This window comes from Microbispora sitophila, from assembly GCF_014892245.1.
Taxonomy (GTDB): Bacteria; Actinomycetota; Actinomycetes; order Streptosporangiales; family Streptosporangiaceae; genus Microbispora; species Microbispora siamensis.
In genome coordinates this window covers 164,877-187,735 of record NZ_JADBGC010000013.1, presented here as the reverse complement: position 1 = coordinate 187,735, position 22,859 = coordinate 164,877, and the positions used below count along the sequence as shown (strand labels likewise).

At 71.8% G+C, this 22,859-nt stretch carries 20 protein-coding genes; 12 read left to right on the top strand and 8 right to left on the bottom strand.

Annotated elements, in window-relative coordinates; all coding sequences use genetic code 11:
• Positions 1 to 268 precede the first annotated feature (268 nt).
• The 7 genes from IL992_RS24475 to IL992_RS24445 all read left to right on the top strand — a co-directional run bounded on the left by IL992_RS24475 (position 269) and on the right by IL992_RS24445 (position 8,213).
• The gene (locus IL992_RS24475) at positions 269 to 1,051 is read left to right on the top strand and encodes a NuoI/complex I 23 kDa subunit family protein (RefSeq protein ID WP_226873682.1); all 783 of its coding nucleotides are present in this window, start codon (positions 269 to 271) and stop codon (positions 1,049 to 1,051) included.
• The gene (locus IL992_RS24470) at positions 1,048 to 1,587 is read left to right on the top strand and encodes an NADH-quinone oxidoreductase subunit J family protein (protein ID WP_193205701.1); all 540 of its coding nucleotides are present in this window, start codon (positions 1,048 to 1,050) and stop codon (positions 1,585 to 1,587) included. Before IL992_RS24475 ends, IL992_RS24470 begins: the two co-directional genes overlap by 4 nt.
• A 52-nt stretch (positions 1,588 to 1,639) precedes the next feature.
• Positions 1,640 to 1,993, top strand: a complete 354-nt coding sequence (nuoK, locus tag IL992_RS24465; RefSeq protein WP_193205809.1) for an NADH-quinone oxidoreductase subunit NuoK — start codon at positions 1,640 to 1,642, stop codon at positions 1,991 to 1,993.
• Positions 1,990 to 3,906, top strand: a complete 1,917-nt coding sequence (locus tag IL992_RS24460; protein ID WP_193205700.1) for an NADH-quinone oxidoreductase subunit 5 family protein — start codon at positions 1,990 to 1,992, stop codon at positions 3,904 to 3,906. Before nuoK ends, IL992_RS24460 begins: the two co-directional genes overlap by 4 nt.
• Positions 3,907 to 3,955: 49 nt before the next feature.
• Complete coding sequence (locus IL992_RS24455) at positions 3,956 to 5,704, top strand: complex I subunit 4 family protein (protein WP_193205699.1); 1,749 nt, start codon at positions 3,956 to 3,958, stop codon at positions 5,702 to 5,704.
• Positions 5,701 to 7,233 carry an NADH-quinone oxidoreductase subunit N gene (locus tag IL992_RS24450; protein ID WP_226873681.1) on the top strand — a complete coding sequence of 511 codons (1,533 nt, stop codon included), beginning with the start codon at positions 5,701 to 5,703 and terminating at the stop codon, positions 7,231 to 7,233. Before IL992_RS24455 ends, IL992_RS24450 begins: the two co-directional genes overlap by 4 nt.
• 131 nt (positions 7,234 to 7,364) lie before the next feature.
• Positions 7,365 to 8,213, top strand: coding sequence for a M48 family metalloprotease (locus IL992_RS24445; protein WP_193205698.1), 849 nt, complete (start codon positions 7,365 to 7,367; stop codon positions 8,211 to 8,213).
• Positions 8,214 to 8,260: 47 nt separating this feature from the next.
• On the opposite strand, the gene IL992_RS24440 is transcribed toward IL992_RS24445, so the two are convergent.
• A complete protein-coding gene (locus tag IL992_RS24440) occupies positions 8,261 to 9,292 on the bottom strand; it encodes a hypothetical protein (protein ID WP_193205697.1) in 1,032 nt (343 codons plus the stop codon).
• 190 nt (positions 9,293 to 9,482) lie between these two features.
• On the opposite strand from IL992_RS24440, the gene IL992_RS24435 reads away from it, so the two are divergent.
• From IL992_RS24435 to IL992_RS24415, 5 genes are read left to right on the top strand one after another with little or no spacing between them, the layout of a single operon-like run.
• The gene (locus IL992_RS24435; protein WP_193205696.1) at positions 9,483 to 11,135 is read left to right on the top strand and encodes an ABC transporter substrate-binding protein; all 1,653 of its coding nucleotides are present in this window, start codon (positions 9,483 to 9,485) and stop codon (positions 11,133 to 11,135) included.
• Between the two features lie 10 nt (positions 11,136 to 11,145).
• A complete protein-coding gene (locus IL992_RS24430; protein WP_193205695.1) occupies positions 11,146 to 12,105 on the top strand; it encodes an ABC transporter permease in 960 nt (319 codons plus the stop codon).
• On the top strand, positions 12,102 to 12,941 hold the full coding sequence (locus IL992_RS24425; protein ID WP_193205694.1) for an ABC transporter permease: 840 nt from the start codon (positions 12,102 to 12,104) through the stop codon (positions 12,939 to 12,941). The genes IL992_RS24430 and IL992_RS24425 overlap by 4 nt, the downstream gene beginning before the upstream one ends.
• The gene (locus tag IL992_RS24420) at positions 12,938 to 14,659 is read left to right on the top strand and encodes an ABC transporter ATP-binding protein (RefSeq protein WP_193205693.1); all 1,722 of its coding nucleotides are present in this window, start codon (positions 12,938 to 12,940) and stop codon (positions 14,657 to 14,659) included. Before IL992_RS24425 ends, IL992_RS24420 begins: the two co-directional genes overlap by 4 nt.
• 8 nt (positions 14,660 to 14,667) lie before the next feature.
• On the top strand, positions 14,668 to 15,744 hold the full coding sequence (locus tag IL992_RS24415) for a peptidase C39 family protein (protein ID WP_193205692.1): 1,077 nt from the start codon (positions 14,668 to 14,670) through the stop codon (positions 15,742 to 15,744).
• A gap of 4 nt (positions 15,745 to 15,748) precedes the next feature.
• Here IL992_RS24415 and IL992_RS24410 read toward each other — a convergent pair whose 3' ends face one another.
• The 7 genes from IL992_RS24410 to IL992_RS24380 form a co-directional block, all read right to left on the bottom strand.
• Positions 15,749 to 16,288: a helix-turn-helix domain-containing protein gene (locus tag IL992_RS24410; RefSeq protein ID WP_193205691.1), complete on the bottom strand. Its 540-nt coding sequence runs from the start codon at positions 16,286 to 16,288 to the stop codon at positions 15,749 to 15,751.
• Between the two features lie 58 nt (positions 16,289 to 16,346).
• Positions 16,347 to 17,087 carry an amino acid ABC transporter ATP-binding protein gene (locus tag IL992_RS24405; RefSeq protein ID WP_193205690.1) on the bottom strand — a complete coding sequence of 247 codons (741 nt, stop codon included), beginning with the start codon at positions 17,085 to 17,087 and terminating at the stop codon, positions 16,347 to 16,349.
• A complete protein-coding gene (locus IL992_RS24400) occupies positions 17,084 to 17,923 on the bottom strand; it encodes an amino acid ABC transporter permease (protein WP_193205689.1) in 840 nt (279 codons plus the stop codon). The genes IL992_RS24405 and IL992_RS24400 overlap by 4 nt, the downstream gene beginning before the upstream one ends.
• Positions 17,920 to 18,813: an ABC transporter substrate-binding protein gene (locus IL992_RS24395; RefSeq protein WP_193205688.1), complete on the bottom strand. Its 894-nt coding sequence runs from the start codon at positions 18,811 to 18,813 to the stop codon at positions 17,920 to 17,922. The genes IL992_RS24400 and IL992_RS24395 overlap by 4 nt, the downstream gene beginning before the upstream one ends.
• Positions 18,814 to 18,923: 110 nt before the next feature.
• Positions 18,924 to 19,406, bottom strand: coding sequence for a MarR family winged helix-turn-helix transcriptional regulator (locus IL992_RS24390; protein WP_079313828.1), 483 nt, complete (start codon positions 19,404 to 19,406; stop codon positions 18,924 to 18,926).
• Positions 19,407 to 19,441: 35 nt separating this feature from the next.
• Complete coding sequence (locus tag IL992_RS24385) at positions 19,442 to 20,263, bottom strand: YceI family protein (RefSeq protein WP_193205687.1); 822 nt, start codon at positions 20,261 to 20,263, stop codon at positions 19,442 to 19,444.
• Positions 20,260 to 22,833: an MFS transporter gene (locus IL992_RS24380; protein WP_193205686.1), complete on the bottom strand. Its 2,574-nt coding sequence runs from the start codon at positions 22,831 to 22,833 to the stop codon at positions 20,260 to 20,262. The genes IL992_RS24385 and IL992_RS24380 overlap by 4 nt, the downstream gene beginning before the upstream one ends.
• Positions 22,834 to 22,859: the final 26 nt, after the last annotated feature.

Below are 22,859 nucleotides of genomic sequence, written 5' to 3'. Positions count from 1 at the left end.
GTGAACCCCCCGATCCCTGCGGCCCCCGTGGTCCCTGCGGTGGTCCCTGTGGTCCGGGCGGGTAACCTCCCGGCCCCCCATAGCCGTTCATGGTCCAGACGATACGTATTTGTTGGTCTTTGCGCGTCCCCCTTCTCCCCACACCCTGTGGACAACCTTGGGGATGACGGTGTGGACAGTGTGGAAAACAGCCGGGATGGAGTCACACGTTCACTCGCCGCCGATAGTGCGCGATGATGAGCCTGTGGCGCGCATTCCAGGAGAAGGGTTGGCCAAGGGCCTGGCCGTGACCATGCGGCACATGCTGCGGAAGTCGGAGACGCAGCAGTACCCGGAGGTCCACCCCGACCTGCCCGCCCGCAGCCGGGGCGTGATCGCCCTGGTGGAGGAGAACTGCACCGTCTGCATGCTCTGCGCGCGCGAGTGTCCCGACTGGTGCATCTACATCGACTCCCACAAGGAGACCCTGCCGGCGCCCGAGGGCGGCCGTCCGCGCGCCCGCAACGTGCTCGACCGCTTCGCGATCGACTTCTCGCTGTGCATGTACTGCGGCATCTGCATCGAGGTGTGCCCCTTCGACGCGCTGTTCTGGTCGCCCGAGTTCGAGTACGCCGAATACGACATCCGCGACCTTCTGCACGAGAAAGACAGGCTGGGCGAGTGGGCGGCCACCGTGCCGCCTCCACCGGCCCACGAGGTCGGCGCCGAGTCGCCGAAGGAACTGTCGGCCGGTTCCCGCCCGGCGCCGGCCCGCCGTACGGCGCCGCCCGCGCCGGTGAAGGGACCGGCCGAGGGCGCGTCCGTGGCACAGGAAGTGGCACAAGCGGCGCGGGAAACGGCACAGGAGACCGCGCGGGAAACGCCGCGGGAAGACGCGGGCGAGGCGGCGCGGCGACCGGCGGCGGGAACCCCGGAGGGGCCGGAGAACCGCCCGCGTCGTGAGCCGCCGAGAGCCATGCGCGACATCCGCTCCATCCGGCCGCCGGGCTCGCTGCCCAAGAACGCCGGGTCATCCGCGCAGAAGAAGGACGGGCCCGAGGGGGAGCGATGACCTCCCAGGCGCCGGGGTTGTGGCCGCCCTCGGGGCCTGAGGTCGTCTTCCTGCTGCTCGGCGCCGTCGCCGTCGGCTCGGCCCTGCTGGTCGTCACGACCAGGCAACTCGTCCACGCGGCGCTGTGGCTGGTCGTCTGCTTCGGCGCGCTCGCGGGCGGCTACCTGGTGCTGACCGCCGAGTTCGTCGCCTGGGTGCAGGTGCTGATCTACGTGGGCGCGGTCGTGGTGCTGCTGCTGTTCGGCATCATGCTGACCCGCGCGCCCATCGGGCCCTCGGCCGGCCTCGACTCCGGCAACCGGTGGGCCGCCGCGCTGGTCGCCGTCGCGACCGCCGCCGTGCTCGTCACGGTGGTCGTCACCGGCTTCCGGACGGCGTACGCGCCGCTCCATCCCGGGCAGGGGGCGGCAGAACCCCTGGGGGCGAGCGTCTTCCGCACCTGGGTGCTGCCGTTCGAGGCGCTGTCGGTGCTCCTGCTCGCCGCGCTGATCGGCGCGATCGTCCTGTCCCGTACGGACATCAGGGGGCGGGAATGACTCGGTTATCGACCTTATCGACCAGGCCGACGGCCCGGAGGCGGTGAGCGAGGTGCACGTCGTCTACCCGGTGGTGGTCTCCGCCCTGCTGTTCTCCATCGGTGTGTACGGCGTGCTGGCCCGGCGCAACGCGATCCTCGTGCTGATGTCGGTCGAGTTGATGCTCAACGCGGTCAACCTCAACCTGGTGGCCTTCGACGTCTGGCTCAGGGACCGCCTGCACGGCGGCCAGGTGCTGACGCTGTTCGTCATCGTGATCGCCGCGGCCGAGGTGGGCCTGGGGCTGGCGATCGTGCTGGCCGTCTTCCGCACGCGCCGGACCGTCGACGTCGACCGGTTGCGGGCGCTCGCCGAAGTCGTACGGACACCCGACTCGGGGCGCCGGGATGGGGAGGGAGCCTCGTGACCGCCGTGGTGGCCCTGATCGTCCTGCTGCTGTTCGCCGCCGCCGTGGCCGGGCTGCTCGCGACCCGTCTGGGCGCGCGAGATCTGCACACCCGAGATTCGGGCGCCCGTACGGAACGGGTGGCGTACCGGCGGGCGGCGTGGTTCGCGATCGCCCCGGGCGCGGCATCGGCGGCGCTCACGGTGTGGCTCGCCGTCGCCCTCGCGGGCGGAACGGGTGTATCGGAAGGGCGCTTCTGGTCGGAGCTGCTCCCCGGGCGGGCCGAGGGCACGCTGACGGTGGTCGAGACGGGGTCGGTGCCGATCTCCCTGACTCTGCGGGCCGACGGATTGTCAGTGCTCGCGGGCATCCTGGTCGTCGTGGTCGCGCTGGCGGTGCAGGTCTACTCGGTCGGGTACATGCGGGACGAACCCCGCTACCCGTCCTACAGCGCGTTCGTCAGCCTGTTCACCAGCGCCATGCTGCTGGTGGTCTACGCGGGAGACCTGATCGTCCTCTACGTCGGCTGGGAGATCATGGGCCTGTGCTCCTACCTGCTCATCGGGCACTGGTGGGAGGACCGGGCCAACTCGCGAGCGGCGGTCAAGGCGTTCCTGGTCACCCGGCTCGGCGATGTCGGCTTCCTGTTCGGGATCTTCGTCCTCGGCACGGCGGCGGGCGGCTTCCGCATCGACGACGTGCTGCGCGCCGACATTCCCAGGGGAACGCTGGTCGCCGCGACGCTGCTGCTGCTCGCCGGGGTCGCGGGCAAGAGCGCGCAGGTGCCGCTGCAGACCTGGTTGCCCGACGCGATGGCCGGCCCCACCCCGATCAGCGCGCTCATCCACGCGGCCACGATGGTGGCGGCCGGGATCTTCGTCGTCGCCCGGCTCTATCCCGCCTTCCTCGCGGCGCCACCCACGCTCGACGTGCTGGGCCTGGTCGCGGCCGTCGGCATGCTGGGCGCCGCGCTCGCCGCGCTCGCGCAGGACGACCTCAAGCGCGTGCTGGCCTACTCGACGATCAGCCAGCTCGCCTACATGGCCGCGGCACTGGCCGCCGGGTCCGACCGGGCGGCGATGTTCCACCTGGTGTCGCACGGCGCGTTCAAGGCCCTGCTGTTCCTCTGCGCGGGCCTGGTGATCCACCACGTCGGCTCGAACCTGATCAGCCACATGGGCGGGCTGCGCACCGCCCTTCCCGTGACGTTCTGGACGATGACCATCGGCTTCGCCGCGCTCGCCGGGCTGCCGCCCGCGAGCGGCTTCTTCAGCAAGGACGCGGTGATCTCGGCGATCGAGCACGGGACGGGACCGGCCCAGCCGTTCGTGTACGCGTCGGCGCTGCTGACCGTGGGGGTGACCGGGGCGTACGCCGCCCGCGCCTGGCTGCGCACGTTCTTCGGTCCCGCCCGGATCGAGCCGCTCGCGGAGCCGCCGCCCGGTGTCGCCCACGTCTTCGACGGCCGTGAGGCGCCCCCGTCGATGCTGTGGCCGGCCGGCGCGCTGGCCGTGCCCGCCTTGCTGCTCGGCCTCGCGGGATCGGCCGCCGGTGTGCGGGTCGAGTGGGGGCCGGCTGCCGTCAGCCTCGCCGTCGCGCTCCTCGGCGCCGGGATCGTGTACGCCCTGTGGCGGGCCGCGCCCGAACAGGACCCCGCCCGGCTGCTCGGCCCGTTCCGGGCGCCGTGCGAGCGGGCCTTCTACGTCGACGCCGCGTACGCGGCGCTGGTCGCCCGGCCCGTCCTGCGCCTGGCCAGGGGGGTGGTCCGCACGGACGCGCGAGTGGTGGACGGCGCGGTCCGCGGTTCCGGCCGGGCGACGCTCGGCCTTTCCGGCCTGGTGCGGCTCGCCCAGAACGGCAACGCGCAGCTCTACGTCACCGGCCTGCTGGCCGGGCTCGTGCTGATCGCGGTCGCGGCGGTGGTGCTGACATGATGCGGCGGGCTCGGCTCGGTTCAGCGCGGCTTCGAGCGGTGGTGACGACGTGAGCTGGCTGCCGATCGCGCTCGTGGCCGTCCCGCTGCTGGGGGCCGTCGTCTCCGCCACCCCGGCCGTACGGGACAGGGCGGTGGCCTGGGGCATCGCCGTCTCCGCCGTGGTGCTGCTCTTCGCCGTCGCGCTCGCCGCGGTCTTCGACCACGCGCGTCCCGCCGAAATGCAACTGCAGACCGACCGGCCGTGGATCCCCGGCCTCGGCCTGCGGTTCCACCTGGGCGTGGACGGCGTCTCGCTGCCGCTCGTCGTGCTGACCGCGCTGCTGACGCTCCTGTGCTTCGTCCACCTCGCCGGACACCCGCCCCCGGGCGGCCGGACGGGCGCGCTGGTCGTCACGCTGCTCGTGCTCGAAGTCGGCATGATCGGCACGTTCCTCGCCCTCGACCTGCTGCTGTTCTTCGTGTTCTTCGAGGTCGTGCTGGTCCCGATGTATTTCGTGATCGCCCTGTGGGGCGGCGCGGGCAGGCGGGCGGCGGCCGTGAAGTTCATCCTCTACACGCTGCTCGGCTCGGCCGTCCTCCTCATCGGCCTGCTCGTCGTCCGGACGCAGGCCGGCACGCTCGACATGGTCGCGCTGGCCGGGCGCCACGGCTCGGGCATGGCCCGGTCGGCGCAGATCCTCGCGTTCCTCGCCATCGGTCTCGGCCTGGCGGTGAAGACGCCCATGTGGCCCCTGCACACGTGGCTGCCCGACGCGCACACCGAGGCGCCGACCGTCGGCTCGGTCCTGCTCGCGGGCGTGCTGCTCAAGATGGGCTCCTACGGCTTCGCCAGGATCGCGATCCCGGTGCTCCCCGAGGGCGCGGCGGCCCTGACCCCCTGGCTCGGCGCGTTCGCGGTGGTCGGCATCGCGTACGGGTCGCTCGCCTGCCTCGCCCAGCGCGATCTCAAGCGGATGATCGCCTACTCGTCCGTCGGCCACATGGGCTTCGTGCTGCTCGGGTTCGCCTCGCTCACGCCGGTGGGCCTGAACGGCGCCTTGTTCGCCAACGTCGCCCACGGGCTGATCACCGGATTGCTGTTCTTCCTCGCCGGAGCCGTCAAGGAGCGGTACGGCACGGCCGACATGGTCCGGCTGGGCGGCGGCATGCTGCGCCGCCTGCCGTACATCGGGTCGCTGCTGACCTTCGCCTGCGTCGCCTCGCTGGGCCTGCCCGGCCTCGCCGGGTTCTGGGGGGAGATGCTCGCGCTGCTCGGCGCGTTCCGTCCGGCCGCCGGGCTCTCCCGGCCGCTGTTCCTCGTGTTCATGGCCGTCGGCGGGCTCGGCACGGTGCTCACCGCGGCCTACTTCCTGGGCATGCTGTCGCGGGTGACCCACGGCCGGGCGGTCGAGAACGTCCCCGCCGGGCCTCTTGAGCCGCCTGAGCCGCCGGTCGCCACCGCAGAGGGCGTGCGCGAGGTGCTGAGCGAGGCGGGGGAGGGCGCGGAACCGGTCGAGCCCGTCGCGACCGGAGCCGCCGTGGCCGCACTGGAGCAGGAGACCGCTCGCGCGAGCGCCGCGGCGGACGAAGGAGAGCCCGGTGCGACGGGTGCCGCCAGGACCCTCGGGCTGGGCGTCGCCGATGCGGCGGAGGGGGGCCGGGGGCGCCGGCCTTTCGGGGACGTGACGGTCTACGAGCTCGCGGCCTGGCTTCCGCTGGTGGCGTTGATCGTGCTGTTCGGCCTCTGGCCGAAAGCGCTGCTCGCCGTCACCACGCCCGCCGTCCAGTCGCTCCTCGGATCGGGCGTGGCGCCATGACGGGCGGGGTGATCCAGTCCATCGACTACGCCGCCGTGGCGGCGCCGCTGCTCCTCGCGCTGGTCGCCGGGCTCGTGCTGCTGCTCGACGCGTTCCTGCCGGCCCGCCCCGGCGGGGCGCGGGTGCTCGGTCTCGTCACCCTCGGCGGCCTGGTCGCCGCCCTGGCCGTGGTGGCCGTCCAGGCCGCGGGCGGTGGGACACGGCGCACGTTCTGCGTCCCCGCCTCCCTCGGCGGCGAGCCTGCGGGCCCGGCCGCCTCGGCGTCGTGCTCGTTCGTCGTGGACCGCTTCTCCCTGGTCATCGCGGCGGTCGTGCTGGCCGCCGGGGTGGTCGTCGTGCTGCTGTCGATGACGGAGATCGCCGCAGGACGCGACGCCGGGCCCGCAGAACCCAGCCGGATTCCGGCCGGGGAGTGGTATTTCCTGCTGCTGGCCACGCTGGCCGGGGCGGTCCTGCTGCCTGCCTCCCGTGATCTCATCATGCTGGTCGTGTCGCTGGAACTGGTGTCGCTGCCGGTCTTCGCGCTGACCGCGCTCAGGCGCCATGACGGCCGCGCCTCCGAGGCGGCCCTCAAGCTCTTCCTGGTCTCCGTGGTCTCCACCGCGATCACACTGTTCGGCGTCTCGCTGCTCTACGGGGTGACCGGCTCGGTCCACCTCGACCGGATCGACGCCGCCCTGCGGACGGCCGGGGACATGGCCCAGGTCACTGCGGCGGCGATCGTGCTGGTGGTGGCCGGCTTCGCGTTCAAGATCGCCGCAGTGCCGTTCCACTTCTGGGCGGGAGATGTCTACCAGGGCGCCCCGGTCCCGGTCGCGGCGCTGCTGTCGGTGGTGTCCAAGGCGTCGGGCTTCGCCGGGCTGATTCTGCTGCTGACGTCCGCGCTGCCGGGGAAGGTGGCGCTGTGGGCGCCCGGAGTGGCGGTCGTCGCCGCGTTGACCATGACGGCGGGCAACGTCCTCGCGATGCGGCAGCGTGCGGCCGTCCGGCTGCTGGCCTGGTCGTCGGTGGCGCAGTCGGGCTACATCCTCGCGCCGCTGGCCGTCTACGCCGTCGCACCCCGCGCGGCCGTCGGCGCGTCGGTGGCCTACCTCGTCTTCTACGCCGCGATGAACCTGATCGCCTTCGCGGTGGTCCTGCTGGTGGCGCGGCTGCCCGAAGGCCAGGACCTGGAGGCGTACCGGGGGCTGGCGCTGCGGAGCCCGGCCGCCGGGCTGTCCCTCGCCTTCGCCCTCGTCTGCCTGGCCGGGCTGCCGCCCGGGCTCGCCGGCCTGTTCGCGAAGATCGTGATCTTCCGGGCCGTCGTGGACGGCGGGCTCGGCTGGCTGGCCCTGGTCATGGCGGCCAACACGGTGGCCGGGCTGTACTACTACATCGCCTGGACCGCGCGACTGTTCACGCCGCCCGCGGCGGGCGCGAGCCGTACGGTCTCGACGAGGGCGGCGGCGGGGGTCGCCGTCGCCGTCACGCTCGCCGTCACCGTGGTCTTCTCCGTCGCCCCGCAGGTGGTGCTGTCGGTCTCAGGGTGAGGCGCGTCACGGGGAACGTTCGTCCAGGCCATACGCGTTGGTAGGGCTGGACGCACCGAGCCGGACGCACCGAGCCGGACACACCGAGCCGGACGCACCGAGCTGGACACACCGAGCTGGGAGGAGGAGGCGTGCACCACAACCGCCTGCGCACCGCGGTCCTGCTGGGGGCGCTGTCCTCGCTGCTCCTGGTTGCCGGGGCCTGGCTGGGGGGTGGCACGGGTGCCCGGATCGCGGTCGTGGTCGCCCTCGCGGTCAGCGGGGTCGCCTACTTCTGCGCCGACAGGATCGCGCTGTCGGCCATGCGCGCTCGGCCCGTGGCGGAGGTGGAACAGCCGATCCTCTACCGCGTCGTCCGCGAGCTGTGCACCGAGGCCCGCGCGCCCATGCCCCGCCTGTACGTGTCCCCGACGATGCAGCCCAACGCGTTCGCGACCGGGCGCAACCCGCGTGACGGGGTGGTGTGCGTCACGCACGGCCTCCTCGGGCTGCTGGACGAGCGCGAACTCAAGGGCGTGCTCGGCCATGAGCTGTCGCACATCCACAACCGGGACATCCTGATCTCCTCGGTCGTGGGCGCGCTCGCCACGATGATCACGTACTTCGGATACGCCGGCCTGTTCTTCGGCTCGGACGACGACGAGGGGCCGGGGTTCCTCGGCGCCATTCTCGTGATGATCCTCGGCCCGGTCGCGGCCACGATGATCCAGATGGCGATCGCGCGCTCGCGAGAGTTCGCGGCCGACGACGCGGGCGTACGGCTGACCGGTGACCCGCTGGCCCTCGCCTCCGCGTTGCGCAAGATCGAGATGGAGGTCCGCAGGCTGCCGCTCCCGGAGAACGGCAGGCTCGCCTCCGCCGGTCACATGATGATCGTCAATCCGTTCCGGGGCACCCGGATCGGCAGGCTGTTCGCGACCCACCCGCCGGTCGCCGCGCGGATCGCCCGTCTGGAGCGGATGGCCGGCTACCGGCGGTGACGCGGGCCGGCGAGCTTCTCGTGGACCTTGCCGTTCGATGACCCGGATCATTCGCCGGGCAGCCACCAGGTCCACACGCTGGGCTTCACCCGGAAGGAGTCCAGCTTGGCGGTGGCGCCCGTGTCGGTGTCGAGGCTGCGCACGACGACGCGGTAGGTCTCGCCGGTCTTCGCCGAGTCCAGGGTCTCCCAGAGCTTGAGGCCGCCGTCGGGGGTCCACTCCAGGCGCTTGGCCGACTCGTTCTTGGGAACGCGTACGTCCACGGCATCGCCCACGGTGTCTTCCGAGAGGTCGTACACCCGCAGCCGCTGCTTCGCGGACGCGGTGGTGATCAGCACCGCCACGGAGGAGCCGTCGTCGGCGAGCGCCATCGGGCTGTTGTTGGCCACGACCTGCGGCACGACCTGGGTGTTCGTCCGCCGCCCGTCCTGGTCGTACACGCTGAACTGGGTGGTGTTCTCGGCGGTCCCACGGGAGACGAGCAGGTGCTTGCCGTCGGGGCTGAAGCCCACCACCGACGCGTCGGCCGGGATCTTGCGCACCTTCCCGGTACGGACGTTCACGACGAGAGACGGCATCTTGTCGTCATCGTCGTAGTAGTCGATCGTCAGCAGGCCGCCGTCCCGCGACAGGGACGTGGTGAGGTCCCCCATGCCGATGCCCTTGGGCAGCTTCGACACCGAGGGGGGGAGCGCGCGGACCTTGTTCATGGTCACGTCGCGGACGACGAGCATGCCGTCCTTCTTCCGGAAGTACGACACCTGGCGGCCGTCGCCGCTGACCGACAGGGGTGTGTACGACTGCTTGTCGATCTTCCCCTTCGCCGTGCGCGGGAACACCTGGGCGTCGGTCAACACGCTGTCACGGCCGTTGCGGAGCGTGAGGCGCCACGAGCCGCAGGGGAGGTAGCCGTCCTTCTTTTTGCAGGAGTTCAGCCAGGCGTACCGGACGGTGGACGCGGAGGAGGACGCGGTGGCGGTGGCGGCTCCCGTACGCGCCTGTGCCTGGGCGGCGCCGGCGAGGGCGGTCAGCGCCATGGTGGCCGCCGCCGAGAGGGCGAGGATCGCGGGTTTTCTCATCGGGCTTCCTTTCGTCTCGCCTGGATAGATGCGGTGCGGCGGCGGAAGGTTCTGTCACGAATAGGCCACGCCAAGATCTCTACACATTCGGTCGGGAAAGGGATGGAAGATCCGGCCTTCCGTGGTGTTTACTGCTTCTATCCATTTGGGGCGACTTGGTAGACAAGCCAGGTCACAGGGAAGGCGTGGCATGGCAGAAACGGACGAGCGCGGCGTCCACACCCGCCGGGGATTCCTCAGGACAGCGGTCACCGGCATGACCGTGCTGTCGGCCGTGGCGCTGCTGGAGGCCTGCGGCGCGGCGCCGTCGTCACCGGCCGGCTCGAAGGCGTCGAGCGGAAGCGCCGCCGCCGGCACGGACACCGGCAAGGAGATCGACGTGCTCCGGGTGTCGCTGCCCGGCTCGCTGTCGAACCTGTATCCCGGGCAGGAGTCGGGCATCCTCAACTACTACGTCGCCGGGATCTGCATGGAGGGGCTCGTCGGCGTCGACACCTCGGGAAAGGTCGTCCCCGCCCTGGCGTCGAGCGTCGAGCGCACGTCGCCGACCACCTACGTCTACCGGCTCCGCCCGGACGCCCGGTTCCACGACGGCACTCCGGTGACCGCCGACGACGTGCTGCACTCGATCGAGATGGCCAGGGACGCGAAGGTGTCGCCCGCGACGGCCGCCTACTGGGCGAACCTGGAGAAGGCCGAGAAGACCGGGGACGCCGAGATCACCCTGACCGCCAAGGCCGCCGACGTGGCGTTCGCGTGGCTTCCGTCGAACGCCGACGCCCTGTGGATCGCCCCCAAGGCCGCCTGGGAGAACGCGAAGAGCGGGTTCGGCACCCCGCAGTCGCTCCCCGTCGGGACCGGGCCGTACAAGGTCACGGGGTTCGTCCCCGACTCCTACGTCGAGTTCTCCCGGGTGGACACCTGGCACGGCACCCGGCCGAAGATCGCGAAGATCCGGTTCGAGTTCGTGCCCGACGAGAACACCCGCCTGCTGGCGTGGAAGGCCGGCAAGGCCGACATGGCGCTCAACGTGCCGCTGGCCCAGTCGCGCCAGTGGGAGGGCGCCGCCGGCACCCGGGTGGTCTACGCGCCCGACCGCTCCTACGCCGGGCTGACCTTCAACACGAAGGCCGCGCCGTTCGACGACGTGCACGTCCGCCGGGCGGTCGCCCATGCGGTGAACCGCGAGGCGATCGTCGACAAGATCCTGCGTGGCCGGGGCCAGGTCGCCACCGCGCTGTCCACACCCGAGCAGTTCGGCGGGCTCTGGACGCCGCAGGAGGCGACGCGGCGGCTCGCCGCCGTCCCCCAGTACGCGTACGACCTGGAGAAGGCGAAGCAGGAGCTGGCGCAGTCGAAGGTGCCGAACGGGTTCAGCGCGAGCCTGTCCTACCCGAACACCGGCCCGCACCTGGGAACGGCCGCGCAGGCGTTCGCCGCCGACCTGAAGAAGATCGGCATCACGCTCGAGGTGAAGGAACTGCCGATCGAACAGTGGCTGGCCGAGCTGAACGGGTTCCCGCCGCTGAGCTACATGTGGTACTTCAACACCACCGGCGACCCCGGCGAGCTCGCGAGCTGGTTCCTCGGCGAGGGCAACCCCGCCAAGTACGCCAACGCCACGATCACCGCCACGATGGCGAAGGCCACCGCCGAGGCCGACCCGGCGAAGAGGGCCGATCTGCTGATCGAGGCCCAGACCGCGCAGGCCGCCGACCTCGCGTACCTGCCGCTGTGGTGGGGCCAGGCGGCGACCGCGTTCGGCAGCGCGATCGGTGTCAGGGACTACACCTCCTACACGCTGCTGGCCGACTGGCCGGGCCAGGTCTACGCGGCCCAATGAAGGCAGCACAGTGAACAGGCCCGTCCTCGCCTTCGCGCTGCGCCGGGCCGTCGCGACGCTCGCGCTGCTGCTCGCGCTGTCGCTGCTGGTCTTCGCGCTCCTGTACCTCGCCCCCGGCGACGTCGCCCGCAATTTGCTGGGCACCCGCAACGTCACGCCGGAGGCCCTGGCCCGGATCCGCGAGCTGCACCATCTGGACGAGCCGTTCATCGCGCAGTACTGGTGGTGGCTGTCCCACGCGGTGACCGGCGACTTCGGCACGTCCATCCGTACGGGCGGGCAGGTCGGGCCGCTGCTGCTCGACCGGACCGGTGTCACGGCGGCCACGGCCGGGCTGGCGTTCCTGCTGTCGGTCCTGGCCGGTGTCCCGGCCGGGATCGCCACCGCCGTACGGCGCGGCCGGCCGCTCGACCGGGTGATCGTGGCGGCCTCGGTCGTCGGCGTCAGCGCGCCCGGCTTCGCGGTGGGCCTGATCCTGCTGTACGTCTTCGCCCTGGGGCTGGGCTGGTTCCCCGTCTACGGCACCGGAGAGGGGTTCCTCGACGCCCTCTGGCATCTCGTCCTCCCGGCGGTGGCGCTCGCGTGCGGGCTCGGCGCCTTCGTCGTGAAGCTGACCAGGGCGGCGGTCATCCGGGAGCTGGACCAGGACTACGTGACGTTCGCCCGGGGACGCGGCCTGTCCGAGCGACGGGTGCTGCGCCTCGTGCTGCGCAACGCGGCGATCCCCATCGTGACCAGCCTCGGCCTGATGGTGGCCTACCTGTTCGGCGGGACCGTGCTGATCGAGGTCACCTTCGCGCTGCCCGGGCTCGGCTCGCTGATGGAGGAGTCGGTGCTGTTCAAGGACATCCCCGTGGTGCAGGCGCTGACGCTCGTCGTCGCGCTGGTCGTGTCGGTGACCGCGCTCGCCGTGGACCTGTCGTACCTCGCGATCGACCCGCGCGTGCGCGCCAGGGCGGTGCGGCGATGAAATCGACGAAGCGGAGGACGAAGAGGCGGCCGCCGGTCGTGGCGATCCTGTCCGCCGTCGTGCTCGCGGCCGTCGCGGTGTGCGCGGCGGGGCGGGAACTGCTCGCGCCGCACGCCCTCGACCAGGACGTCTACCTGGGCGTGGTCGGCGCGGGCGTCGAGGGCCACCTGTTCGGCACCGACCAGCTCGGCCGCGACATCCTGCAACTCTCGCTCGCGGGCGCCCGCTCGGCGCTGGCCGGTCCGATCGTGGTCGCCGTGGGGTCGATGGTGATCGGGGTCCTGCTCGGGACCTTCGCGGGCTACCGGGGCGGGGTCGTGGACATGCTGGCGGGCCGCTACGCCGACCTGCTGCTGGCGCTGCCGTCCGTGCTGCTGGCCATCGTGGTCGCCGGGCTCGTGGGGCGCGGCTACTGGGTCACGGTCGCCGTGCTGATCGTGCTGTTCTCACCGTCCGACGTGCGGCTCGTGCGGGGAGCGGTGATGGAGCAGACGCCCCGGCCCTATATCGAGTCGGCCAAGATCCTCGGGATCCGGCCGACGCGGATCATGTTCCGGCACATCGCGCCCAACATCGTGCCGATCGTGGTCGCCAACCTCCTGCTCAACGTGGCGTTCGCGCTGGTCGCGCTGTCCTCGTTGTCGTACCTCGGGCTCGGCGTGCCGCCCGGAGCGCCGGACTGGGGACGCCAGCTCGCCGACGGGCGCGCGCTGCTGGGCGACAATCCGCTGGCGGCCGTCGTGCCCGGCGTGCTGATCATCCTCACCGCCACCGCGGTGAACCTGCTCGGCGACTGGCTGTCCGAGCTGCTCGACCGCAGAGTGGTGGCCCGATGAGAAAAGGTTCGGTGAATCCGCTACTCGACGCCCGCGACGTACGGGTGACCTCGGCGGCGGGTGTCCTCGTCACGGGGATCGACCTGACGGTGGCGCCCGGGGAGACCGTGGCGATCGTCGGCGAGTCCGGCTCGGGCAAGTCGATGACCGCCAGGGCGCTGACCGGCCTGCTGCCCGAAGGCGTGCACGCAACCGGACGGCTGGAGCTGTCCGGGCAGGCCTACGACCTGGCCGCGGCACGTACGCCCTGGCAGCGCATCCGGGGATCGCGGATCGCCCTGCTGCTCCAGGACCCGTTCACCTCGCTGTCGCCGGTGCACCGCTGCGGCGAGCAGATCGGCTGGGCGCTGCCGCGCGCCGGGCGCGCCGCCGGGGTCGCCCGCCTGCTGGCCGAGGTGGGGCTGCCCGCCGAGGTGGCCGAGCGATACCCCTTCCAGCTCTCCGGCGGCATGCGCCAGCGGGTGGCGATCGCCGCCGCGCTGGCCGCCGGTCCCGGCCTGCTGATCGCGGACGAGCCGACCACGGCCCTGGATGTGACCACCCAGCACGAGGTCCTCGAACTCGTCGCCGGGCTGCAGCGGGCGCGTCGGATGGGCCTCATCCTGATCACCCACGACCTGCGGCTCGCCCGGGCCAGGGCCGACCGGATCATGGTGATGTACGCCGGGCGGCTCGTCGAGGAGGGGCCGGCGGCCGAGGTGATGGACCGGCCCGCGCACCCCTACACGGCGCGGCTTGCGGCCTGCGACCCGCCCGTCACCCACCGCCTGCCGGCGCTGCCGACGATCCCCGGCTCGGTGCCCCGGCCGTACGCGGTGGGCGGCGCCTGCGCCTTCGCGGACCGGTGCGATCTGGCGGTCGAGGCGTGCCGTACGGCCGAGCCCGCCCTGGCGGAAGTAGCGCACGGGCATGCGGCGGCGTGCGTGCGGCCCTCGGACGTGCGCCCCGTCGCCGCGCCTTCCGCTGCGGCCCTTCATCCGGAGGAGGGCCCATCGCCTGCGCTGCTGACCGTGCGCGGGCTGACCAAGCGGTTCCCCGGCTCGGCCGCGCCGGCGCTCGACGGGGTCGACTTGGAGGTCGCGGCGGGGGAGGCGGTCGCGGTGGTCGGCGAGTCCGGCTCCGGCAAGACCACGCTCGCGCGGTGCGTGGTCGGCCTCGAACGGGCCGACGGAGGAAGCGTCGAGTTCGGCGGCCTGGCCACCGGCCCGAGGCGGGTGCAGTACGTGTTCCAGGACCCGTACTCCGCGCTGAACCCGGGTCTCACCGTCGGCGCCTCATTGGCCGAGGCGCTCAGGGCGGCGGGCCGTCCCCGGTCGGAGGTGCCCGCCCTGCTCGACCTGGTCGGCCTGCCCGCGGCGTACGCCCGGCGCAGGCCCCGCGCGCTGTCGGGCGGCGAGCGCCAGCGCGTGGCGATCGCGCGGGCCCTCGCTCCGGGCGCCGAGGTGCTGGTCTGCGACGAGCCCGTCTCGGCGCTCGACGTCTCGGTCCAGGCGCAGGTGCTCAACCTGCTGTCGGACCTGCGCCGCGACCTGGGGCTGACCCTGCTGTTCATCACCCACGACCTGGCCGTCGCACGGCAGGTCGCCGACCGCGTGTACGTCATGCACCGCGGCCGGGTCGTCGAGACCGGGCCGGTCGGCGGCGTGCTCGGCGCTCCCACCCACGAGTACACCCAACGGCTGCTGGCGTCCGTGCCGGCGGCGACCCGAGCGGAGTGAAGATCCTGATGACCGAACTACGCGTCGACGTGCTGCCCGTGACGGGGGACGTGGCCTCCGTCGCCGACGGACTCGACGCCGTGCCCGCCGGCCTGCTGCGCCGCTGGAGGCTCGCGGGCGGCGTGCAGGTGCGCACGCTCGTCACGGCCCGTACGGAGGACGGGACGCTCGCCGGGGCCGCCTTCGAGGTGCACCGGCCGCTCACCGCCTACCGGAAGATCGTGGACGTGTGGGCGTCCGACGACGCGCTCGCCGACACGCTCGTGCGCACGATCGAGGAGCGCGCCTGGCGGGAGGGCGCGGTGGCGGTCAAGCGGTGGTTCGCGGCGCGGGACGCGGCATGGGAACGCTCGCTCGGCCGGGGCTACCGGGAGGTGCCGGTGCCCACCTGGGCGGGCCCGGTCGTCGGCGGCCCGGAAACAGGCTCAGAGACCGGCTATGGGCAGGTGCGCTGGCGCGACCGGCCCCCCGCGCGGGCGCTGCCGTACATGCGCCAGACCACCGACTTCACCTGCGGGCCCGTGGCGCTGCAGATGGCCCTGGCCGGGCTGGGGCTGGGGGGCGAGCCCTCCCGCGAGGAGGAACTGCGGCTGTGGCGCGAGGCGACGACCGTGGCCGGCTGCGACCCGCTGGGCCTCGCGCTCGCCGCGGCCGGCCGGGGCGTCAGGCCGGAGGTGCTGCTGTCCACCGAGGCTCCGACCCTGCTGGAGCTGTGCCGTACGGACGAGGAGCGTGAGCTGAGGCGCTTCATCCAGACGGGGTTCCGGGCCGAGCTGGCCCACCGGGGCATCGGCGTGGAGACCGTCGCCTTCGACCTCGACCGGCTCCGCGCGGTGGTCGAGGACGGCGGGGTGGCGCTCGTGCTGATCGAGCAACTCGGCATGCACGACGAGAGCTGCCCCCACTGGATCGCCGTCCACGGGGTGGACGGGGACGTCTTCCACGTCAACGACCCCTGGACGGACGCCCACCTGGGGGAGACCTACCTCGACGCGCTCGACCTGCCGCTGCCCGCCGCGACGCTGGACCGGCTCGCGTGGTATGGCCGGCCGAGCTACCGGAGCATGATCGCGCTTTCCCGGTAGTCGATCAGTCGGAGGGCATCGAGACGAGCGTCAGCAGCCGAGCCGGCTCCGCGCCGGTCCGGTAGCCGTGCTCGGCCTCCGCCGAGAACCGCACGGCGTCTCCCGCCTCGAGCCTGACCTCGTACGTGGCGACCTCCAGGGTCACCGAGCCGGACAGGACGTAGACGAACTCCTCCGACCCTCGCCCGTGCGGCGCGCTCTCGTGGGCGTGCTCCGGCGGCAGCGGCGTCTCGTACAGCTCGAAGCGCCGCCGGTCGAGGGAGCTGAGCAGGGTGCGCGCCGCGTCGTCGCCGGCCCGGCGCATCACCTGCGGTTCGTACAGCGGCGTTCGGGTGATGTCGGCGAAGGACAGGCCGAGCGCCTCGGCCAGCCCCGCCAGCACCTCGACCGTGGGGTTGGCCAGGCCGCGCTCGATCTGCGACAGCAGCGCCTTGCTGAAGCCGGAGCGGTCCGCCAGGTCGCGGATGCTGAGCCCGCGCGTGTGCCGCGCGTGCCGCACGTTGCTCGCGATCGCCGCCCGCACCTGCTCCGAGAGCGCGCCCACCCCGTCCATCCCCCTTGTCGAAGTACGTCATTGTTCCACGAAGGGGGCGCTCCGGGCGTCAGACGCCGGGGTGCAGCACGCGGCTCAGGAACTCGCGGGTCCGCTCGTGCTTCGGGTCGGCGATGACCTGCTGCGGCGGCCCGTCCTCGACGATCACGCCGCCGTCCATGAACACCACGCGGTCGGCGACCTCGCGGGCGAATCCCATCTCGTGGGTGACGACCAGCATGGTCATGCCGTCCTCCGCGAGCTTCCGCATGACCGACAGCACGTCGCCGACCAGTTCGGGGTCGAGCGCCGAGGTCGGCTCGTCGAACAGCATCAGCGAGGGGTTCATGGCGAGCGCGCGGGCGATCGCCACACGCTGCTGCTGGCCGCCGGACAGCTGCGGCGGGTAGGCGTCGATCTTCTCGATGAGGCCGACCTTCTCCAGGTTCTCCCGGGCGACGCGGTCGCACTCGCCCTTGCTCCGCTTGAGCACCCGCTCCTGGGCGATCGTGACGTTGCGCCGCACGGTCAGGTGGGGGAACAGGTTGAACTGCTGGAACACCATGCCGATGTGCCGCCGGGCGGCGTCGATGTCGACGTCGGGGTCGGTCAGGTCGACACCGTCCACGACCACCGTGCCGGAGGTCGGCTGCTCCAGCAGGTTCACGCAGCGCAGCAGCGTGGACTTGCCCGAGCCGGACGGCCCGATCACGCACACGACCTGGCCGCTCTCGACCGTGAAGTCGATGCCGCGCAGCACTTCCAGGCTGCCGAACGACTTGTGCAGGTTCTTGATCTCGACGGTGCTCATCGGCCCGCTCCCTGACGCGCTTCCAGCCGCCTCGCGACGTACCCGAGGGGAATCGTGATCAGCAGGTACGTCAGACCGGTCGCGAGGATCGGTGTGGGGTTGGCGTACGTGGAGGACTCGTCGTTGCCGAACTTCGCCAGCTCCACCTGGGCGGCCGTGACGCCGAGGATCAGCACCAGCGAGGAATCCTTCAGCAGCGTGACGAGCTGGTTGGTGAGCGGCGGCAGCACGATCCGGATCGCCTGCGGGATGACGATCGAGACCATCGCCCGCATGTGCGGCATGCCGAGCGACCGCGCCGCCTCCATCTGCCCCTTCGGCACCGCCTGGATGCCCGCCCGGAAGTTCTCCGCCATGTACGCCGCCGAGACAACGCCGAGCCCCAGCGCGGCGCTGCCGTACACTCCGCCGGGCAGTTCAAAGCCGGGGAACGCCAGCGGGAGGCTGCCGATCATCAGGAAGATGAGCAGCATCGGCAGACCGCGGAAGATCTCGATGTAGATCGCCGACACCCACCGGTAGGGCGCGACCGAGGACAGCCGCATCAGGGCCAGCACCAGACCCAGGACGAAGCCGAGGACGAAGCCCGACAGCGTGTAGATCACGGTGTTGCGCAACGCCACCGTGAACAGCTCGGGCAGGCCCTTGCCGGCGACGTCGAGGTTGAAGAACGACTCGCCGATCGCCTTCCAGTCGGCCAGCGCGACCAGGACGACGAGGATCACCACCAGCACGGCGTACTGGATGACCCGGCTGATGCGCTGCTTCTTGCGCGGGCTGAGCCCCTTGCGGGGCTCAGCCGGGGAGGGCGCCTGCTGCTCGCTCACAACACTCATGATCCGGCGGCGGGCGACTCGGTTCCGGTCTCGGCACCCGAACCGCCGCCGGACGTGCCGCCGGGCTCGGTGCCGAACCACTTCTTGTAGATCGCGTTGTAGGTGCCGTCGGACTTGGCGGCGGCGAGGACCTCGTCGACGACCTTCTTGAGCGCCGTGTTGTCCTTCTTCATGCCGATGCCGTACTGCTCACCGGTGTCGAGGCTGGCGACCTGCTCGAACTTGGCGCCGATGTCGGGCTTCTTCAGCCACGTCAGCACGACCGGGAGGTCCTGCACGATCACGTCCGCCTGGCCGGTCTGCAGGCCGAGCAGCTCCTTGGGCGAGTCGGCGAACTCGATCGGGTCGAGGCCCTGCTTCTTGACGTAGTCGAGGCCGGTCGTGGACGCCTGCGCGCCCAGCTTGAGGTTCTTGGCCTTGACGTCGTCCAGGGAGGTGACCCCGCTGCCCTTCTTGGCCATCAGCGCCTGGGTGGCGTCGAAGTACGGCTCGGAGAAGAGCAGGTTCTGCTGCCGCTCCGGCGTGATCGTCATGCCGGCGGCGGCCACGTCGCACTTGCGGGCGTTCAACGCGGCACCGCTCTTGATCGCAGCGAAGTCGATGTCCACGATGTCCTGGGTCACGCCCAGCTTCTTCGCGACCAGGTCGACGATGTCCACGTCGAACCCGACGACCTTGCCGCCCTGGTTGAACTGGAACGGCTCGTACGGAATGTTCGTACAGGTTGTGATCTTTCCGGCGTTCACGAGGGCGACACCGCCGGGGGCGGCCGAGGCCGTCGCCGTGCCCGAGCCGGCGGAGTCGCTCCCGCAGGCGGTGACGGTCAGCGCCGCCGCCAGCGCCACCGCCCCGATGCTCGCCGCTTTCCGATAGGTGGACCAGGGAGCCACACCGGCCTCCTTGCTGTGGTGCGAAAACGTCTGAGGCGCAGTTTAAGCGTCCCTTATGACGGTTTGGCCACCGCATGGAACGGAGGCAGTAACGCCTGTGACCTCTGGTGTCACGGATGCATGCCCTCGGTCAGCATGTTGAACCGTTCGAGCATCCGCGCGAGCAGCCGTACGTCCTCCTCCGGCCAGGCGGCCAGCAGCGTGCGCAGCTGGCCCTCGCGGGCGGACCGCGCGTCGTCGAGCCGCCTGCTGCCCTCGGGAGTGAGGGCCAGCAGGTGGGCCCGTCCGTCCTCGGGGTCGGGGCTGCGGCTGATCAGCCCCAGCTCCTCCAGCACCTTGAGCTGGCGGCTGATCGTCGCCCGGCCGACCCGCAGGTAGGCGGCCAGGTCGCTGGACCGCATCGGCGAGCTCTGGTCGATGCGGACCAGCAGGCCGTACGCGCCGGGGTCCAGCTCGGGATGCACCTTGCGCCCCATCCCGGCGGAGAACGCCTTGGCGCGCCGCAGCAGGATGGCGAGCTGCCGCTCGACCGCGCAGTACGCCTCGCGTTCGCCGGCCGTGGGCGGTCGGGGAGCGATCTCCGCCTCCGTCATGGCCTGCCTCCTCCTGACTGCGTGTGGCAGGGGGTCTACCCGCGCACCGCCTGGATGTCCAGCTCTACTTTCAGTGTCGCGCCGATCAGCGAGATTCCCGCCTGGACGACCTGGTTGTAGGTCATGGCGAAGTCCTCGCGGCGCAACTCCGTGACCGCGCGGAAGGCCGCCCGCAGCCCGCCCCACAGGTCCGGGCCCGTGCCCAGGTAGGTCATGTCGAGATCGACCGGGCGGCTGACGCCGCTCAGCGTCAGCACGCCGTGCACCGTCCACCGGTCCGGGCCCGCCGGCGACAGCCCGGTGCTCCGGTACGTGATCACCGGGTGCACCGGGACGTCGAGGAAGTCCGCGGATCGCAGGTGATCATCGCGCATCCGGCTGCCCGTGTCGATGGACTCGGCGACGATCTCGGCGACCACGGACGACTCCTCCGGAGTGGCGCCCATCTCGATCCGGCCCGAGAACTCGGTGAACCGTCCCTGCACGCTGCTGAGGCCGAGGTGCCGGGCCGTGGCCGAGATCTTCGAGTGTTCCGGGTCGATCGTCCACACGCCGGGCGGCGGAAGCTCGGTGCCGCCCTGCCGGGCCAGCACCAGCGTGCCGGCCTCGGCGGCGCCCGAGGCGGTCGCGATCGCGGTGGACGCGGCAGGCGCGTAGCCGATCGCCGTCGCGACCACCGTGTAGACGCCCGGCGGCAGCGGGGCGGTGACGACCTGCCCGTCGGAGTCCGCCTCCGCCCGCGCCACCTGGTGGCCGGTCGTGTCCGTCACCGTGACGACCGCGTGCTGGACGGCCCAGCCGTCCTTGCTCCTGACCAGGGCGTGCAATCCCCTGGGGACCGTCTCGGAGACGCTCATCGCTCGTGTCCCAGCCACACGTCGTACGGCTCGTCGCCCTGGCCGCCCAGGTTCAGCGTGCTCGCCACGGGCGGGTAGCCGCTCGCGACGATGGTGTACTGCCCGCCGGTCAGGTCGGTGAAGGCGTACTCGCCGTCCTCGCCGGTGGTCGCCACGCCCACCACGTTGCCCGCGGCGTCGAGCAGCGTGACCCTGGCGTCGGCCAGCGGCACGCCGTCCTTGACGCGGACCGTGCCCCGCACCCGCGCGCCGGGCAGCAGCACGACGTCGTGCCGGGTCTGGCCCGTGCCCAGCACCTCGATCGGGACGGCGGCCGGACGGTACGCCGCGCCGCTGACCGTGAGCGTGTAGGTGCCGGCCGCGATGCCGGAGAAGGAGAAGCCGCCCTCGGCGTCGGTCGAGCTCGTGGCCACGACCTCGCCGCGCACGTCGGTTACCACGACCACCGCCTCGGCGACCGGCGTCCCGTCGATGCCGCGTACGGTGCCGACGAGCCGGCCAGAGGCCGCGAGCACCATGTCGAAGTCGACCGGCTGGTCGCCCACGACCAGCGTCGCGACCTGCGGCTCCCGGTCGCCCGCCGACGCGATCAGCACGTACGTCCCGCCGGCCGGCGTCTGGAGCGCGTAGCCCCCGTCGTCCCGGGTGACCGTACGGCCGAGCTGGTGGCCGCGCACGTCGATCAGCGTGAGCGTGGCGCGGCCCACGGGCACGCCGTCCTGGCCCTTGACGAATCCGCGGATCTCCACGCCGTCCATCCCGCCCGGGCCGTGCGTCTCCGTCGCGACCGCGGCGTACGGCTGGGCCTGCGTGGCGGTGAGGACCTGTGCGTTCAGGGGCTGGGCGCTCAGGGGCTGCGTGGCGGCGTGGCCGTTCGGCGAGGCGAACTCGGCCTCGGCCGTGATCGGCCGCTGCCGGTCGCGCTCCTGCCTGTCTCGCTGGGCGTGGCGTCCGGTCACGGCGCCGTTGCGCTGGCGGGCGATCTCGGGGTCGAGGGTCTCGTCGGTCTCCGGCGCGTCGGCGCGGACGGTGATCGCGCTGGTCCGCAGCGGGACCTCCTTGATGAACAGCACGGCGATCAGCGACAGGAAGGCGATCGGCGCGGCGTAGAGGAACAGGTCGCCGACACCGTGGCCGTACGCGCTCTCGACGACGGTGCGGATCGGGGCGGGCAGCGCGGACAGCTTGGGAATCGCGCCGCTGTCGCCGCCGGTCCCCTTGACGCCCAGCGCGGCCAGGCCCTCCTCCAGGTAGTTCTTCACGCGGTTGACCATCACGGCGCCGAGCGCCGACACGCCGATCGCACCGCCGAGGGAACGGAAGAACGCGACCACGGAACTGCCCGCGCCGAGGTCCTCCGCCCGCACCTGGTTCTGCACGGCGAGCACGAGGTTCTGCTGGCTCATGCCGATGCCGACGCCGATGCAGAACATGAATATCGCGACGAGCCAGTAGTCGGTGTCGTACCGCAGCATGCCCATCAGCGCGAACCCGGCGGTAAGGAAGAACGCGCCGGAGACCAGGAAGACCTTCCAGTGGCCGGTGCGGGTGATGATCTGCCCGGAGACCGTGGAGGAGATGGCCAGGCCCAGGATCATCGGCAGCGTCATGAGGCCGGCCACCGTGGGCGTCTCGCCGCGGGCGAGCTGGAAGTACTGGCTCAGGAAGGTCGTCGCGCCGAACATGCCCACGCCGACCAGCACGCTGGCGACCACGGCGAGGCTGACCGTCCGCATCCTGAACAGGCGCAGCGGGACGATGGGCTCGCTGGCCTTCGACTCCACCAGGAGGAACAGCGCCGCGAGCACGACGGCCCCGCCGACCATCGCGCCGGTCTGCCACGACAACCAGTCGTACTTGTTGCCCGCGAACGACACCCAGATCAGCAGCAGGGAGACCGAGGCGGCGATGAGGACCGCGCCGCCCCAGTCGATGCGCACGTCGCGCTTGAGCACCGGCAGGTGGAGGGTCTTCTGCAGCACGATCAGCGAGAGGATCGCGAACGGCACGCCGACATAGAAGCACCAGCGCCAGCCGAGCCACGAGGTGTCGACGATCAGCCCGCCGATGAGCGGGCCGCCGATCGTGGCGACGGCGAACACCGCGCCCAGGTAACCCGAGTAGCGCCCCCGCTCTCGCGGCGAGATCATCGCCGCCATGATCACCTGGGACAGCGCGGTGAGGCCGCCGACGCCCAGACCCTGCACCACCCGCGCCGAGATCAGCATTGCGGGGTTCTGCGACAGACCGGCGATCGCGGAGCCGATCACGTACACGATCAGCCCGAGCTGGATGAGCAGTTTCTTGCTGAACAGGTCGGACAGCTTGCCCCAGATCGGCGTCGAGACCGTTGCCGCGAGCAGCGTCGCGGTGATCACCCAGGTGTACGTCGTCTCGTCCGCGTGCAGTTCCGCCGTGATCGTGGGGAGCGCGTTCGACACGACGGTCGACGACAGGATCGCGACGAACATCCCCAGCATCAGGCCCGAGAGCGCCTCCAGGATCTCCCGGTGCGTCATCGCGGGGGCCGCCGTGCCTGGCGGCGTCTCCCGCGTCATCGCATTCGCCATCGAAGTCCTTCCCCGTGTGATCAAAC